Source organism: Enterobacter sp. BRE11 (assembly GCF_031844285.1).
In the GTDB taxonomy this organism is placed as follows: domain Bacteria; phylum Pseudomonadota; class Gammaproteobacteria; order Enterobacterales; family Enterobacteriaceae; genus Pantoea.
In genome coordinates this window covers 78,167-94,597 of sequence record NZ_JAUZUX010000014.1, presented here as the reverse complement: position 1 = coordinate 94,597, position 16,431 = coordinate 78,167, and the positions used below count along the sequence as shown (strand labels likewise).

Here is a 16,431-nt window from a genome sequence, read left to right as displayed (position 1 = left end):
ACGCGGATGAAAAACGTTAATCAGACGCCCTTATCCTGCGCCTGCCAGCGCGGCAGACGAATCGTCAGCTCCAGCCCGCCCTCAGGGCGATTCACCGCCTGCACTTCGCCATGATGCGCCAGCACCACCTTACGCACGATAGCCAGCCCCAGGCCGTAACCTTTGCCCAGCAGCGGCGAATTAACCCGAACAAAGGGATCGAAGATGCTGGAGAGCTTCTCATCGTCCACCCCCGGCCCCTGATCGCGTACGCGAATCGCCAGCCACTCCTGCTCCGCCTTCAGCCTGACCTCAATATGCTGACCGGGCAGCGAGAAACGCAGCGCGTTGCGCAGCACGTTCTCGATGCCGCGACGAATCAGCTCGGCGTTGCCGCGCACGGTGTAATCGGCATTTTCATCAACCAGGAAGTCAACCTGCACGCCGGGGATTTGCGCCTCGTAGCGCACATCGGTGACCACCGCGTGCACCAGGCCGGTGAGATCGAAATATTGCTCGTCAGGCATGCTCTCATGCTCGGCGCGCGACAGCGTCAGCAGTTCGCCAATCATCTTATCCAGCCGCCGCGCCTCTTCGTCGATGCGATCCAGGGAGGCGTTAACGCTGGCCGGCGTCTGACGCGCTAAGCCTGTGGCGAGCTGCAGGCGCGCCAGCGGCGAACGCAGCTCGTGGGAAATATCGTGCAGCAGCTCTTCGCGTGCGTGCACCAGGGTATCGAGCCGCTCCACCATGGCGTCGAACGCCTCCGCCACATTTGAGAGCTCGTCATGCCGCTTGCGCATCATGGGATAGAGCCGCACGCTGAGATCGCCGTTCGACACGCGCGCAAAGCCCTCGCGCAGCTGGCGCATCGGCCGCGTCAGGTTCCATGCCAGCAGCAGGCTAAACAGCAGGCCGACCGAGCCGGCGAAAAAAAACATCGGCTCAGGTATATTGAGAATGCGGCGCGGCCTGTCCATGCCCATTGAGCTGTCTTCGCGCAGGCCTTTGACGTTATAGCGCAGCTCATACTCTTTGCCGTCCGCCCCTTTTACCCAGCGCACAATCACGTCAGGAAACTTGCCCTGAAACGGCGGATTAAAAGTTTCCGGCAGCGGCTCGGAATGAACGGGCCGGGCATGCTGGATCACCGAAAAGAACTGACGGTCGTTAGGCTCCCAGTCCGCCATCATATCGTTCAGCGAGCCGAGCCCGCCGCGCTCCAGCACCGAAACCGCAGACGCCATCTGCAAGTTGACGATGCGGCGCGTGGCGATAATCTCCGGCGGCTCATGGCGATTGCCGGCGAGGCTGAAGCCGAGCCAGAGCAGCTGGCTGATAATAACGAATACGATCCAGAAGCCGATTAAAATCTTCCAGAACATGCGCCCGCGATAGTTCTGCTTCATCGAATGCGGTAGCCAATGCTGCGCACCGTTTCGATGTTGACGCTGTCAGCGGTGAGCGCCGCCAGCTTCTGACGAATGTTGCTGATATGCACGTCGACGCTGCGATCGTAGGCCTCGCGCGGACGACCCAGCCCTTTTTCCGACAGCTCATCTTTCGATACCACGCGATCCGGCGAGCGCATCAGCAGATCCAGCAGATTGAATTCCGAAGCGGTGAGATCGAAAGCTTTACCCTGCCACTCGGTTATGCGCGTGGCAGGATTGAGCGTCAGTTCGCCCCAGCGCAGCAGCTCTTTTTTATCCGGCAGCGGCGCCTGCTCTTCGAAGCGCCGCAGCACGGCGCGCAGGCGTGCCACCAGCTCACGCGGGTAGCAGGGCTTCGGCATATAGTCGTCCGCCCCCATCTCCAGCCCGATCACGCGATCGATGTTGTCACCTTTGGCGGTCAGCATGATCACCGGCAGACGGCTGTTCTGCCGTACCTGACGCAGCACGTCGATGCCGCTCATATCGGGTAGCATAATATCGAGGATCATTGCGGTGTAGTGGCCGGAAAGCGCGCCTTCGATACCGGCGCTGCCGGTTAATACCAGCTGGGTTTCAAAGCCTTCTGCAATAAGGTACTGGCTGAGCATGGTGCCCAGCTCCAGATCGTCGTCAACTAACAAAATTTTCATAGGGGTCTCTCGCCTGAATTGCCGCTATTTTGTCCTGAGCGGGCGCCGGACGCAGCCGATTTTACGCGTTCCTTACAGATTCGACGTCAGACGATGCTCAGGATGACTATAGACAAAAACGGCCCGGCAGCACCAGACAGGCGCAGCCGGGCCGCCTGGCAGAAGGATTAGCGGTAGACGCCGGTCGAGAGATAGCGGTCGCCGCGATCGCAGACGATAGCGACGATAACGCTGCCGGGCTGCGCCTGCGCGATGCGCAACGCGCCCGCCACCGCGCCGCCGGAGCTGACGCCGCAGAAGATGCCTTCGCGGCGCGCCAGCGCCCGCATCGTCTCTTCCGCCTCGGCCTGTCCCATATCCATCACCTCGTCCACCAGCTCGGGCCGATAGATGCCCGGCAGATAAGCCTGCGACCAGCGACGAATGCCGGGTATGGCACTGCCCTCTTCCGGCTGCAGGCCGATAATGGTCACGCTATCGCTTTGCTCTTTCAGGTAGCGGCCGACGCCGGTAATAGTGCCGGTGGTGCCCATGCTGGAGACGAAATGGGTCAGGCGTCCGGCGCTCTGCTGCCAGATTTCCGGACCGGTGGTCTGGTAGTGGCCGAGCGGATTATCGGGATTATTGAATTGATCGAGCACATGCCCTTCGCCGCGCGCCATCATCGCCAGCGCCATATCGCGCGCGCCCTCCATGCCCTGCTCGCGGCTCACCAGCACCAGCTCGGCGCCGTAGGCGCGCATCGCGTCCTGCCGCTCCTGGCTCATATTTTCAGGCATCAGCAAGCGCAGCGCGTAGCCCTTCATGGCGGCGATCATCGCCAGCGCGATGCCGGTATTGCCGCTGGTCGCCTCAATCAGGCGGTCGCCGGGCGCGATCTCACCGCGCAGCTCTGCCTGGTGGATCATCGACCAGGCGGCGCGATCCTTAACGGAGCCAGCAGGATTATTGCCTTCCAGCTTGAGCCAGATTTCGCTGCCGTTGGCAGGCGTCAGGCGCTGGAGCTTGATCAGCGGCGTAGTGCCGATGGTGTTTTGCAGAGTGGTCAAGGTGCGTTTCCCGGCGAAGCTAAGCGATCAAAAAAAGGGCGGGATCGCTCCCGCCCGCTGTCGCGTGAGAAAATATCAGGCGCTTTCGGCAAAGGCAACAGCGCGCAGCGGCGTCGCGCCCTGATAGAGGCGCGACTGCTGCAGGCCGACGAACAGGCGTTCGCCGCGCACCGGCGCGCTTCGTTCGCCGTCGTACACCAGCGAAAAAGGCTCGCTCTGCCAGCCGGTCGGCTGAACCACCAGCTGCCAGAAGTGGCCGCGCGGGCTCACCTCAAGGATCTGTACCGGCAGCGGCGTCTCCAGGCTGCTCTGACGAGAAACATCAATCTCCCACGGGCGCAGGAAGAGCTCGACCGCGCCCTGATGCGCCGGGGTATAGCCCAGCGGCCAGTGGTGCGCGCCGACGTGAAACTGCGAGCCATGCACCTCGCCGTCGAAGCGGTTCACTTCGCCGAGGAACTCCAGCACGAAGCGCGTGGCCGGATCGCGCCATACCTCGTCCGGCGTGCCTACCTGCTCAATATTGCCCTGGCTCATCACCACTACGCGATCGGCCACTTCCATCGCCTCTTCCTGATCGTGAGTGACGAAGACGCTGGTGAATTTCAGTTCTTCATGCAGCTGACGCAGCCAGCGACGCAGCTCTTTACGTACCTGCGCGTCCAGCGCGCCGAAAGGTTCGTCGAGCAGCAGGATCTGCGGTTCGACCGCCAGCGCGCGCGCCAGCGCCACGCGCTGCTTCTGCCCGCCCGAGAGCTGCGCCGGGAAGCGGTTTGCCAGATGCGCCAGCTGCACCATTTCCAGCAGACGCGTCACGCGCTGCTTGATTTCCGCCGAAGAAGGACGCTCGCGGCGCGGCAGCACCGTCAGGCCGAACGCAATATTGTCGAACACCGTCATATGACGGAACAGCGCATAGTGCTGAAACACGAAGCCGACCTGGCGATCGCGGGCGTGCAGCGCGCTGACATCTTTATTGTGAAAGCGAATTTGCCCGCTGTTCTGATGCTCCAGTCCGGCGATAATACGCAGCAGCGTGGTTTTCCCGGAGCCGGACGGGCCCAGCAGCGCCACCATCTGGCCAGAAGGAATATCCAGAGAGATATCGTTCAACACCGGAGTGCGGCCGAAAGATTTGTTGATCAGGTTAATCTCAATGCTCATGATTTTCCTCCTGTTGCAGGCGATGCTGCTGTTGCTCTAAACGCCACTGCAACATACTTTTCAGAAACAGCGTCACAATAGCCATCAGGGTCAGCAGCGCGGCGGCGGTAAAGGCGCCGACCACGTTGTAATCCTGATGCAGTAATTCAACCTGAAGCGGCAGCGTGTAGGTCTCGCCGCGAATCGATCCCGATACCACCGACACCGCACCGAACTCGCCCAGGGTACGGGCGTTGGTCAGCACCACGCCATAGAGCATCGCCCAGCGAATGTTCGGCAGCGTGACGCGGCGGAACATCTGCCAGCCAGAGGCGCCAAGCAGCACCGCCGCCTCATCTTCGTGGCTGCCCTGGCTCAGCATCACCGGCACCAGCTCGCGCACCACAAAGGGACAGGTTACGAAGACGGTGGCCAGCACCATACCAGGCCAGGCGAACATCACCTGAATATTATGCGCGTCCAGCCAGCTACCTGCCGGGCCGTTGACGCCCCAGAACAGCAGATACATCAGGCCAGCGACCACCGGCGATACGGCGAAAGGAATGTCGAACAGCGTCAGCAGCAGCTGGCGGCCGGGAAAGTTAAAGCGCGTCACCAGCCAGGCGAGCAGCGTGCCGAACACCAGATTAACCGGCACGGTAATCAGCGCCACCAGCACCGTCAGCCAGATGGCGTGCAGCATGTCGCTGTCGGCGAGATTCTGAAAGGTGACGCCCAGCCCCATCTTCAGCGCTTCGTAGAAGATGGAGATCATCGGCACCACCAGCAGCAGCAGCGACACCAGCACGCCGATGCCGATCAGCAGCCATTTGCCCCAGTTGATCGGCTGACGGTCAGCGGCGTTGATGTGGGAAATATCCGCCATTAGTGACCTCCCAGTCGGCGACCGAAGCGGCTCTGCAGGGTGTTAATCGCAAACAGCAGCACCAGCGACGCCGCCAGGATCACTGAGGCGATAGCGCTGGCGGCCGGGTAGTCGAACTCCTGCAAACGCACGAAAATCATCAGCGAGGTGACCTCGGTTTTCCAGGCGATATTGCCGGCGATAAAGATCACCGCGCCGAACTCGCCGATGCTGCGGGTAAAAGAGAGCGCGGTGCCGGCCAGAAGCGCAGGCGCTACCTCCGGCAGCACCACGCGGCGAAAGCTCTGCCAGGGCGTCGCGCCCAGCGTCTGCGCCGCCTCTTCATACTCTGGCCCCAGCTCCTCCAGCACCGGCTGTACGGTACGCACCACGAAGGGAATGCTGGTAAACGCCATGGCGACGGCGATGCCGAGCCAGGTATAGGAAACTTTGACGCCGAAAGCGTTGTAGATCCACTCGCCGTACCAGCCGTTCAGCGAGAAGAGACCGGCCAGCGTCAGACCCGCCACCGCCGTTGGCAGCGCGAAAGGCAGATCCACCAGGCCGTCCAGCAGCGTGCGGCCGGGAAAGCGATAGCGCGTCAGGATCCACGCCATAATCATGCCGAACACCGCATTGAACAGCGAGGCGACGGCCGCCGAGAGCAGCGTCACCTTATAGGCCGCCACCAGCTGCGGGTTGCTGATCACCGCCCAGTACTGCGCCAGCGTCATCTGCGACAGCTGCATCAGCAGCGCGCTGATCGGCAGCAGCAGAATCAAACAGGTGAACAGCAGGCTGGTGCCCAGGCTCAGGCCGAAGCCAGGCAGAACGCGTTTCTGACCTAAGGCAAACATTATCCACGCCCCGCTGATAAGAGTTGATCCAGCTCGCCGCCGCTGGCGAAGTGGGTTTTCATCGCTTTATCCCAGCCGCCGAACTGATCTTCCACGCGGAACAGCTGCGTCTGCGGGAAGCGATCTTTATGCTCGCCCATTAGCTGCGGGTTGTTCACGCGGTAGTAGAAATCGGTTACGATTTGCTGCGCCTGCGGCGTATAGAGATAGTTGAGATAGGCTTTCGCTGCGTCCGCGGTGTGGTTGTGCTCGACGTTTTTATCGACCCAGGCAACCGGGAATTCGGCGAGAATATCCGTTTTCGGCACCACGACGTCATACTCGTCTTTGCCGTACTGGTTACGGATATTGTTCACTTCCGATTCAAAGCTGATCAGCACATCGCCCAGGCCGCGCTCGGCGAAGGTAGTGGTCGCGCCACGCCCGCCGGTATCGAACACCTCGACGTTCCTGAGAAACTGCGCCATAAAGGCGCGGGTTTTCGCCTCGTTTCCGCCGTTAGCTTTACTGGTGGCGCCCCAGGCCGCCAGCCAGGTGTAGCGGCCGTTGCCGGAGGTTTTCGGGTTGGGAAAGACCAGCTTTACGCCGTCACGGCCGAGATCGGCCCAGTCGTGGATCTGCTTTGGATTGCCCTTGCGCACCAGAAACGCCATGGTGGAGTAAAACGGCGAACTGTTGTTGGGCAGCCGGCTCTGCCAGTCGGCCGCGACCAGATTGCCTCTGTCGTGCAGCACCTGCACGTCGGTGACCTGATTATAGGTAACCACATCGGCGCGCAGCCCCTGCAGGATCGCCAGCGCCTGCTTTGAGGAACCGGCGTGCGACATTTTGATGGTGAGTTTGTCATCGGGATGGCTGGCATCCCACTGTTTTTCGAACGGCGCATTCAGGGCGACAAACAGCTCGCGCGCGACGTCGTACGAGCTGTTGAGCAGTTCAGTGGCGCTGGCCGCGCCCGCCAGGCTAAGCGACAAGGCGATACCGCCAACGATATTTTTCATCGTTCTTTTGGTCATGGGGCACCCTGAGAAAACAAGAGATCCGGCTTATGCCAGCCGTTTGCCCAGTGTATTTATAACCCCATGAAAAGCTGTAGCGGTTTTATATATCGTTTGATGATTTCAAAGTCGAAAATGGCATAAGCGGGCGCAAGAGTTTATGCGTCAGGCGAGAAAGGCGCTGACGCTAAGAGCTTTAACGCTGCCAGATGATTTTGCTGAGCTTCCAGCTTTTCAGTACGTCATCCGACGGCATCAGACCGTCCGGGCCGTGCCAGTCGCCGCTGTAAACGTAGGAGAGATGCTGGCTGCCCGGCGCGCGGCACTCGACGTCGTGGCTGCCCGCTCCGCCCGCCAGCCTGCAGTTGTTAAAGGCCTTGCTGAACCTGTCGCTAAAGGCGTCGCCGATTTTCGCGCCGTCCTGCGCGGCGATGTCGCTGTCCATCACCTCAATACGCTCTACGCTGCGGGATCCGCTGATCTGCAGCTTCACTTTGCCGTCGTCCAGCGCCTGCCAGAACGCGATAACGTCGCCGTTTTCGCTACGCATGCCCTGACGCAGCTTGTAGTTGCCTTTCAGGCCGTCGCTGATGGCGCTTTCGCTCATTGCAGTGGTGCTGCCGACGCCGCCGACGCCCTGTTCAGTGGCTGTCAGCGATGAACCAAACCAGTTCCACGGCAGCGCCGACGACCAGTGGTAGCTCAGCGGGTTATACCAGCTTACGTCGGAATCAGAGGCGGAACGGGAACCCGAACTGGCGCAGCCGCTTAGCAGCGCGGCGGCAACCAGCAGCGAAATGGGTAAAGCTTTCATGAAAACTCCTGTTAACACTGTGCCAAACGGCAGAACTCATTGGAGTCGCCAGCGGCAAAAAAGTTTATTCGGCCAGCTGCTGTTCCGGCAGAAAGCAGTCGCGCAGCCTGACGTTGACCAGCAACCACAGCAGCGCCAGACCGTCGAACAGCGCCAGCAGCAGCGGCCAGGGCGAGGCGAGCAGATCGCCAGACGCGAACGTCACGCCCTGCCACGCCAGATTGACCGCCAGCGACAGCGCCAGCACCCAGCGCCACGCCCGCCACAGCCGCCGCCAGCGCGCGCGATAGCCGGTCAGCAGCAGGCCGATCAGCGCGGGCGCGCCGAGCGCCAGTCCGAGCCAGAACGCCTGCCGATCGGGATAGAACAGCCCCAGCAGATCGCTGCCCTGCTGGCGCGAGGCGCCTGCCATCACCAGCAGGATCCAGGTGCGCGCCAGCAGCAGCAGCGTCAGCCAAAAAAGAAACGGCAGCCGCAGCTGCCCTTTCGCATCATATTCATCCGGCAGATATTTCACCGCATCAATACTCCCGGTCTTCAATCAGCCGCTTGCCGAGCAGCACCGAATCCACCGGTTCGTACTCCAGCTTCTCGTAGAACGCCACCACCTGATCGTTCTCTTCGCGTACCATCAGGTTGATCTTGGGACAGCCGCGCGCGATCAGCTTTTTCTCCAGCCGGTTCATCAGCGCGTTGGCGAAACCACGCCCCTGGTAGTCGGGATGCACCGCCAGATAGTAGGCGGAGCCGCGATGGCCGTCGTAGCCGCCCATCAGCGTGCCGACCACTTCGCCGCCCACTTCCGCAACCAGAAAGAGGTCTGCGTCATGGTTCATCTTGCGTTCGATATCCAGCTCCGGGTCGTTCCACGGACGTAACAAATCGCAACGCTCCCAGAGCGTGATCACCTCTTCAAAATCTTCCTGGCGGAAGGCGCGGATTTCCATCTTCTTTACCTTGCAAATAAGCACAATTCGCTGATTATCACGCATTCGCCGCCGCGTGCAACCCCGGTTAGCGCCGCCCTGAACAAAAACCGGCGTTTTTTCTGTTAGCAACCTGACATACAAAGTAAAGAGCTGAAAGGGTTCCGCCCTCGCGGCAGGCAAACTGTTACGATATAACACTGGGCACACATTTCGCTAATGGACCAGCCCATGCCTACACTCTCTCTGCTTAAGCGTCTAACCAACCGGCGCCAGCTGCTGCTCTCCGGCCTGGCACTGGCCGTGCTCTCCCCACGCGCGATTCAGGCGAAAGAGGAGACTGCACCGCTGCGTGCCAGCCCGCGTCACGCTCAGCCTGCCCCGCCGCAGAAAAACGGCAAACGCATTGTGATGATCGATCCCGGTCACGGCGGCATCGATTCCGGCGCCGTCGGCAGCGAAGGCTCGGAAGAGAAGCATGTCGTGCTGGCGATTGCGAATCAGGTGCGCGCGCTGCTGCAGGCGCATCCACGCATTGAAGTGCGACTGACGCGCGACAGCGACCATTTTATTCCGCTCTACCAGCGCGTTGAGATTGCCCACCAGCACGGTGCGAACCTGTTTATGTCGATTCACGCCGACGGCTTTACCAGCCCGGAAGCCAGCGGCGCCTCGGTGTTCGCCCTCTCGAATCGTGGCGCCAGCAGCGCCATGGCGCGCTACCTCTCCGATAAAGAGAACGCGGCGGACAAAGTGAGCGGCGCGAAAGTCGAGGAGCAGGATCACTACCTTAACCAGATCCTGTTCGATCTGGTGCAGACCGACACCATCCGCAACAGTCTGACGCTAGGCAAACATGTGCTGGATCAGATCCGCCCGGTGCATCGACTGCACAGCGAACACACTGAGCAGGCGGCGTTCGCCGTGCTGAAATCGCCGTCCATTCCCTCGGTGCTGGTAGAGACCTCTTTTATTACCAACCCGCGCGAAGAGCAGCTGCTCGGCACTGACGCCTTCCGCCATAAAATCGCGACGGCGATCGCCAGCGGCATTACGCGCTACTTTGATGAGTACGATCGCCGCAATGGTCAGGTATAATCGCGCCACTTTTTTGCAATGAGTCCGAAGCCATGCCCGATATTTCCCGCGTTAAAGCCTTTCTGCTGCACCTGCAGGAGACAATCTGTAATCAACTGGCGGCCGCTGACGGCGGCGCGCAGTTTATTGAAGACAGCTGGCAGCGTCCGGGGGGCGGCGGCGGACGCAGCCGCGTGCTGCGCGACGGCGCGGTGTTTGAGCAGGCAGGCGTGAACTTTTCCCACGTGCACGGCGATCAAATGCCCGCGTCGGCGACGGCGCACCGTCCCGAGCTGGCGGGCCGCAGCTTTCAGGCGATGGGCGTGTCGCTGGTGATCCATCCGCACAGTCCCTATGTGCCGACCAGTCACGCCAACGTGCGCTTTTTTATCGCCGAAAAGCCGGGCGCCGATCCGGTGTGGTGGTTCGGCGGCGGTTTCGATCTGACCCCCTACTACGGCTTCGAGGAGGATGCGGTGCACTGGCATCAGACCGCCTTCGATCTCTGCCAGCCGTTTGGCGACGAGGTCTATCCACGCTACAAAAAATGGTGCGACGACTACTTCTATCTGAAGCACCGCGACGAGCAGCGCGGCATCGGCGGCCTTTTCTTCGACGATCTCAACGCGCCGGACTTCGACACCAGCTTCGCCTTTATGCAGGCGGTAGGAAACGGCTTCCTCGACGGCTATCTGCCGATCGTCGAGCGCCGCAAAGCGCTGCCCTGGGGCGAGCGCGAGCGTCAGTTTCAGCTCTATCGCCGCGGACGCTACGTCGAGTTCAACCTGGTGTGGGATCGCGGCACCCTGTTCGGCCTGCAGACCGGTGGCCGCACCGAATCGATCCTGATGTCGATGCCGCCGCTGGTGCGCTGGGAGTATGACTACCAGCCCGCGCCCGACTCGCCGGAAGCCGCGCTGACGCGCGACTTTTTACCGGTGCGCGACTGGCTATAACGGCGCGGTTTGCGCCTCGACCACCGCCAGCGCCACCATATTCACAATGCGCCTGACCGACGCGATGCGCGTCAGCACATGCACCGGCTTGCTGATGCCCATCAGCACCGGGCCGACGGTGACGCCTTCCGAACTGGAGACGCGTAGTAGGTTGTAACTAATGCGCGCCGCTTCTACATTAGGCATGATCAGCAGGTTCGCCGCCCCTTTCAGCGGGCTGTCAGGCATCAGCTCGCGGCGAACGCTCTCTACCAGCGCCGCGTCGCCGTGCATCTCGCCATCCACTTCCAGTTCCGGCGCGCGGCGCTGAATAATCGCCAGCGCCTCGCGCATCTTGCGCGCCCCTGGCGCATTTGAGGTACCGAAGCTGGAGTGTGACAGCAGCGCGACGCGCGGCTCGATGCCGAAGCGACGCACCGTTTCCGCCGCCAGCAGCGTCAGATCGGCCAGCTGTTCCGGCGTGGGATCGTCGTTGACGTAGGTGTCGGTAATAAAGGTGTTGCCGCTGGGCAGCAGCAGCGCGTTCATCGCGCCCGCGACCTTAACGTCGTCGCGCAGGCCGAACACCTTCTCCACCACGTCATAGTGCTCATGGTAGTCGCCGATGGTGCCGCAGATTAGCGCGTCCGCCTCGCCGCGATGCACCATGATGGCACCGATCAGCGTTGGATTGCCGATCACCGCGCGCTGCGCCTGCTCGGGCGTCACGCCGCGCCGCTTCATCATCTGGTAATACTCGTTCCAGTACGCCTTGAAGCGCGGATCCGATTCGTTGTTGACCACGTCGAAATCCTTGCCCGCCTCGATCTTCAGCCCCTGCTTCTGCAAACGCATCGCGATAACATTGGGACGCCCTATCAGGATCGGCCGCGCCAGGCCCAGCGTCACCAGCTCCTGCGTGGCGTGCAGCACCCGCACCTCCTCGCCTTCCGCCAGCACCACGCGCTTTGGCGCCTTGCGCGCCTGGGAGAAGATCGGCTTCATAAACAGGTTGGTTTTATAGACAAACTCGGCCAGCTTCTCGCGGTAGGCGTCGAAATCCTCAACGGGCCGGGTCGCCACGCCCGACGCCATGGCGGCGCGCGCCACCGCCGGCGCGATCTGCACAATCAGGCGCGGATCGAAAGGTTTAGGTATCAGATACTCCGGTCCGAAGCTGAGATCCTGGTCGTCATAGGCGGAGGCGACCACATCGCTCTGCTCCGCCTGCGCCAGCGCGGCAATGGCGTGCACCGCCGCCAGCTTCATCTCTTCGTTAATCGTGGTCGCCCCGACGTCGAGCGCGCCGCGAAAAATAAACGGGAAGCAGAGCACATTATTGACCTGGTTAGGAAAGTCGGAGCGGCCGGTGCAGATGATGGCGTCGGGGCGCACCGCCTTCGCCAGCGGCGGCATAATTTCCGGCTCCGGGTTGGCCAGCGCCAGGATCAGCGGATCGCGCGCCATCTTTTGCACCATTTCCGGCGTCAGCACGCGCGGCCCCGAGCAGCCGAGAAAGATATCGGCGTTTTCCATCACCTCTTCCAGCCTGCGCGCACCGCTGTCTTCGACGGCATAGGCGCACTTGGTGGGCGTCATATCCGCTTCGCGATCGCGGTAGATTACCCCTTTTGAATCGCACACCACGATGTTGCGCTTCTGCATGCCGAGCGCCACCAGCAGGTTCAGGCAGGCGATCGCCGAGGCGCCCGCGCCAGAAACCACCAGCCGCACCTCGCCAATCGCTTTCCCGACAATGCGCAGCCCGTTGAGCACGGCGGCGGTGCAGATAATCGCCGTGCCGTGCTGGTCGTCGTGAAATACCGGAATCTTCATACGCTGGCGCAGCTGCTGCTCGATATAGAAGCACTCCGGCGCTTTGATATCCTCCAGGTTGATGCCGCCGAAGGTGGGCTCCAGCGCGGCGATAACCTCGATTAGCCGATCGGGATCCTGCTCGTCGATCTCAATATCAAAGACGTCGATGCCGGCAAACTTCTTGAACAGCACCCCTTTGCCCTCCATCACCGGCTTGCCTGCCAGCGCGCCGATATTGCCGAGCCCCAGCACCGCGGTGCCGTTGGAGATTACCGCCACCAGATTGCCGCGCGCGGTGTATTTATGCGCCGCCAGCGGATCCTGCGCAATTTCCAGACAGGGCGCCGCCACGCCGGGAGAATAGGCCAGCGCCAGATCGCGCTGGGTGGCGAGAGGTTTGGTAGGGGAAACCTGGATTTTGCCCGGGGTGGGAAACTGATGAAAATCCAGCGCGCTCTGCTTGAGTTGGTCGTCCATTGTCGGTTCCTTTTTCAGCTTCGGTGCGCTGGCAGTATAAAAGGCCGGCTGAAAGGAAAACGTTGGGGCGATCGCGATAAGGCAGTTCGCTGCGTAAAGGCGACGCAGGGCGGAAAGTGCGGTTAACCCGGCAGAACTCGTCAGTTCTGCTAACCTTTGTGATGCGCGATTTTCGCCCCCCGGCTCGCTGACAGGATGTTGCAGCACGCTCTCCCTGTTTGACATCACGCTATTTTCGCCGCGCGGGGCCCCGATGAGTTCAACCCATCGCAATAATCAGAAAAAGAGTATTTTCATCATCGAACGCCTGATGCACTGTGTTGCAGGGTGAAATCATTTGCAATAAAGAATTGCTCATCAAGGAGTTAAAAGATGAACCAGCTAGAGGCACTAAAACAGTTCACCACCGTCGTGGCGGACAGCGGCGATATCGAATCCATTCGCAACTACCATCCTGAAGATGCGACCACCAACCCTTCCCTGATCCTGAAAGCGGCCGGCCTCGAAGGCTACAAGCACCTGATCGACGACGCTATCGACTATGCGAAAAAGCAGGGCGGCAGCAAAGAGACGCAGATTATCAACGCCAGCGATAAAGTCGCCATTAACCTCGGTATGGAGATCCTGAAAAGCGTACCGGGCCGTGTTTCGACCGAAGTAGATGCGCGCCTCTCTTTCGATCGTGGCATGTGCGTGACCAAAGCGGAAAAACTGGTTCGCCTGTATGAAGAGCACGGCATCGACCGCTCGCGCATTCTGATCAAGCTGGCCTCCACCTGGGAAGGCATCAAGGCGGCCGAGGAGCTGGAGAAAAACGGCATCCACTGCAACCTGACGCTGCTCTTCTCTTTCGCCCAGGCACGCGCCTGCGCCGAAGCGGGCGTCTTCCTGATTTCGCCGTTCGTTGGCCGTATCTACGACTGGTACAACAGCCGCAAGCCGCTTGACCCGTATGTGGTTGACGAAGATCCCGGCGTGAAATCGGTGCGTCGCATCTACGACTACTACAAAAAGCACCGCTACAGCACCATCATCATGGGCGCAAGCTTCCGTAAAGTTGAGCAGATCATCGCGCTAGCGGGCTGCGACCGCCTGACCATCTCTCCGAACCTGCTGGAAGAGCTGCAGAACAGCGACGCGCCGGTTGAGCGCAAGCTGGAACCGTCAACCGAAGGTTTCCATCAGCCTGCGCCGCTCTCCGAAGCGGAGTTCCGCTGGGAGCATAACCAAGATCCGATGGCGGTAGAAAAACTTTCCGACGGCATCCGTCAGTTTGCCGTCGATCAGCAGAAACTCGAAGACGTGCTGGCCGCTCGCCTGTAGTTTTTGCCTGTTTAATATTGTCGGGCGGGTCTCCCGCCCGCACTTCTGCTCAACGAAGGGAGAACCCTATGTCATCACGCAGAGAGCTGGCGAACGCGATTCGTGCGTTAAGTATGGATGCGGTACAAAAAGCGAACTCAGGTCACCCGGGCATGCCGATGGGCATGGCGGATATCGCCGAAGTGCTGTGGCGCGACTACCTGAAACATAACCCGACTAACCCTGCATGGGCAGACCGCGACCGTTTTATTCTCTCCAACGGTCACGGCTCGATGCTGCTCTATAGCCTGCTGCACCTCACCGGCTACGATTTGCCGATGGAAGAGCTGAAGAACTTCCGTCAGCTGCACTCTAAAACGCCGGGCCACCCGGAAATCGGCTATACGCCGGGCGTCGAAACCACCACAGGTCCGCTGGGACAGGGGCTGGCCAACGCCGTGGGGCTGGCGATCGCCGAGCGCACGCTGGGCGCGCAGTTTAACCGTCCGGGTCACGATATCGTCGACCACTTTACCTATGTGTTTATGGGCGACGGCTGCCTGATGGAGGGGATCTCCCACGAAGTCTGCTCGCTGGCGGGCACGCTCGGCCTCGGCAAGCTGATCGGCTTCTATGATCATAACGGCATCTCTATCGACGGCGAAACCGAAGGCTGGTTTACCGACGATACCCATAAGCGTTTTGAAGCCTACAACTGGCACGTTGTCGGCGAGATCGACGGCCACGACGCCGAGGCGGTGAGCCGCGCGATTAAAGAGGCGCAGAGCGTCACCGACAAGCCGTCGCTGATTATCTGCCGCACCGTTATCGGTTTCGGTTCGCCGAACAAAGCCGGTAAAGAGGAGTCGCACGGCGCGGCGCTGGGCGACGCGGAAGTGGCGCTGGCGCGTAAAGAGCTGGGCTGGACCTCGCCGCCGTTTGAAATCCCGCAGGAGATTTATCAGCAGTGGGACGCCAAAGAGGCCGGTGCCGAGCGCGAGCGCGCCTGGAACGACAAGCTGGCCGCTTATAAGCAGGCGCATCCCGAGCTGGCTGAAGAGTACCAGCGCCGCATGAACGGCGAAATGCCGTCAACGTGGGAGAGTGAAACCCACAAGTTCATTACCGACCTGCAGGCTAACCCGCAGAAAATCGCCAGCCGTAAAGCGTCGCAAAATACGCTGGAGCATATCGGCTCGCTGCTGCCCGAGCTGCTGGGCGGATCGGCGGACCTCGCGCCGAGCAACCTTACCATCTGGTCAGGGTCGAAGCCGATTAAAGAAGATGCGGCGGGCAACTATATTCACTACGGCGTACGCGAGTTCGGTATGACCGCCATCGCCAACGGCATCGCCCATCACGGCGGCTTTGTGCCCTACACCGCCACCTTCCTGATGTTTGTGGAGTATGCGCGCAACGCCGCGCGTATGGCGGCGCTGATGAAAGCGCGGCAGATTATGGTCTATACCCATGACTCCATCGGCCTGGGCGAAGATGGTCCGACGCACCAGCCGGTGGAACAGCTCGCCAGCCTGCGCCTGACGCCGAACTTTAGCACCTGGCGTCCCTGCGACCAGGTTGAGACGGCGGTGGCGTGGAAAGCCGCCATTGAACGCCATCACGGCCCAACCGCGCTGATCCTGTCGCGCCAGAACCTGCTGCAGCCGGAACGCAGTGCGGCGCAGATTGAGAATATCGCGCGCGGCGGCTACGTGCTGAAGGAGTGCGACGGCACGCCGGATATTATCCTGATTGCCACCGGCTCCGAAGTGGAGATCACGCTGGGCGCGGCGGAGAAGCTGACGGCCGACGGCCATAAAGTGCGCGTGGTGTCGCTGCCGAGCACCGACGTGTTCGACAAGCAGGATATCGCTTATCGCGAATCGGTGCTGCCGTCGACGGTGCGCGCGCGCGTCGCGGTTGAGGCGGGCATCGCCGACTACTGGTACAAATATGTCGGCATCGACGGCAAAATCGTCGGCATGACCACCTTTGGCGAATCCGCGCCGGCAGGCAAACTCTTCCCTGCCTTTGGCTTCACCGTGGAAAATGTGGTGGCGCAGGCGGAGTCGTTACTCAAGCCAGCGTAATGCTTCAGGCCCTTC

At 61.0% G+C, this 16,431-nt stretch carries 15 protein-coding genes; 4 read left to right on the top strand and 11 right to left on the bottom strand.

Going from position 1 to position 16,431, the window contains the following annotated elements; translation table 11 throughout:
* Positions 1–20: 20 nt before the first annotated feature.
* From Q9R34_RS15750 to Q9R34_RS15705, 10 genes are all read right to left on the bottom strand, one after another.
* Entirely contained in the window at positions 21–1,388 is a 1,368-nt protein-coding gene (locus Q9R34_RS15750) for an ATP-binding protein (protein WP_434125710.1), read from the bottom strand.
* Positions 1,385–2,065 carry a response regulator transcription factor gene (locus Q9R34_RS15745; RefSeq protein ID WP_485894889.1) on the bottom strand — a complete coding sequence of 227 codons (681 nt, stop codon included), beginning with the start codon at positions 2,063–2,065 and terminating at the stop codon, positions 1,385–1,387. The genes Q9R34_RS15750 and Q9R34_RS15745 overlap by 4 nt, the downstream gene beginning before the upstream one ends.
* Before the next feature lie 167 nt (positions 2,066–2,232).
* Positions 2,233–3,114 carry a cysteine synthase CysM gene (gene cysM, locus Q9R34_RS15740; protein ID WP_485894887.1) on the bottom strand — a complete coding sequence of 294 codons (882 nt, stop codon included), beginning with the start codon at positions 3,112–3,114 and terminating at the stop codon, positions 2,233–2,235.
* A 75-nt stretch (positions 3,115–3,189) separates the two neighbouring features.
* On the bottom strand, positions 3,190–4,278 hold the full coding sequence (cysA, locus tag Q9R34_RS15735) for a sulfate/thiosulfate ABC transporter ATP-binding protein CysA (protein ID WP_485894885.1): 1,089 nt from the start codon (positions 4,276–4,278) through the stop codon (positions 3,190–3,192).
* Positions 4,268–5,143: a sulfate/thiosulfate ABC transporter permease CysW gene (gene cysW / locus Q9R34_RS15730; protein WP_485894883.1), complete on the bottom strand. Its 876-nt coding sequence runs from the start codon at positions 5,141–5,143 to the stop codon at positions 4,268–4,270. Before cysW ends, cysA begins: the two co-directional genes overlap by 11 nt.
* Positions 5,143–5,979, bottom strand: a complete 837-nt coding sequence (gene cysT / locus Q9R34_RS15725; protein WP_434125702.1) for a sulfate/thiosulfate ABC transporter permease CysT — start codon at positions 5,977–5,979, stop codon at positions 5,143–5,145. The genes cysW and cysT overlap by 1 nt, the downstream gene beginning before the upstream one ends.
* Positions 5,979–6,995: a sulfate ABC transporter substrate-binding protein gene (locus Q9R34_RS15720; RefSeq protein WP_485894881.1), complete on the bottom strand. Its 1,017-nt coding sequence runs from the start codon at positions 6,993–6,995 to the stop codon at positions 5,979–5,981. Before Q9R34_RS15720 ends, cysT begins: the two co-directional genes overlap by 1 nt.
* A gap of 178 nt (positions 6,996–7,173) precedes the next feature.
* Positions 7,174–7,791, bottom strand: a complete 618-nt coding sequence (locus Q9R34_RS15715; RefSeq protein ID WP_485894879.1) for an RpoE-regulated lipoprotein — start codon at positions 7,789–7,791, stop codon at positions 7,174–7,176.
* Between the two features lie 64 nt (positions 7,792–7,855).
* A complete protein-coding gene (locus tag Q9R34_RS15710; protein ID WP_485894877.1) occupies positions 7,856–8,332 on the bottom strand; it encodes a DUF2919 family protein in 477 nt (158 codons plus the stop codon).
* The gene (locus Q9R34_RS15705; protein ID WP_033753728.1) at positions 8,313–8,738 is read right to left on the bottom strand and encodes a GNAT family acetyltransferase; all 426 of its coding nucleotides are present in this window, start codon (positions 8,736–8,738) and stop codon (positions 8,313–8,315) included. Before Q9R34_RS15705 ends, Q9R34_RS15710 begins: the two co-directional genes overlap by 20 nt.
* A 210-nt stretch (positions 8,739–8,948) precedes the next feature.
* On the opposite strand from Q9R34_RS15705, the gene amiA reads away from it, so the two are divergent.
* Together amiA and hemF are read left to right on the top strand one after the other, a co-directional pair.
* Complete coding sequence (gene amiA, locus Q9R34_RS15700) at positions 8,949–9,815, top strand: N-acetylmuramoyl-L-alanine amidase AmiA (RefSeq protein WP_485894875.1); 867 nt, start codon at positions 8,949–8,951, stop codon at positions 9,813–9,815.
* Positions 9,816–9,847: 32 nt separating this feature from the next.
* Positions 9,848–10,750 (top strand): oxygen-dependent coproporphyrinogen oxidase, encoded by a 903-nt coding sequence (hemF, locus tag Q9R34_RS15695; RefSeq protein WP_485894873.1) that lies wholly within the window; start codon positions 9,848–9,850, stop codon positions 10,748–10,750.
* Here the strand turns inward: hemF and maeB are convergent.
* Positions 10,745–13,024, bottom strand: a complete 2,280-nt coding sequence (gene maeB, locus Q9R34_RS15690) for an NADP-dependent oxaloacetate-decarboxylating malate dehydrogenase (RefSeq protein ID WP_485894871.1) — start codon at positions 13,022–13,024, stop codon at positions 10,745–10,747. The genes hemF and maeB overlap by 6 nt on opposite strands.
* 372 nt (positions 13,025–13,396) lie before the next feature.
* Between maeB and tal the strand changes: the two genes are divergently transcribed.
* Entirely contained in the window at positions 13,397–14,347 is a 951-nt protein-coding gene (gene tal, locus Q9R34_RS15685; protein ID WP_216491448.1) for a transaldolase, read from the top strand.
* A 68-nt stretch (positions 14,348–14,415) separates the two neighbouring features.
* A complete protein-coding gene (gene tkt, locus Q9R34_RS15680) occupies positions 14,416–16,416 on the top strand; it encodes a transketolase (RefSeq protein WP_485894868.1) in 2,001 nt (666 codons plus the stop codon).
* The last annotated feature ends 15 nt before the right edge of the window (positions 16,417–16,431 follow it).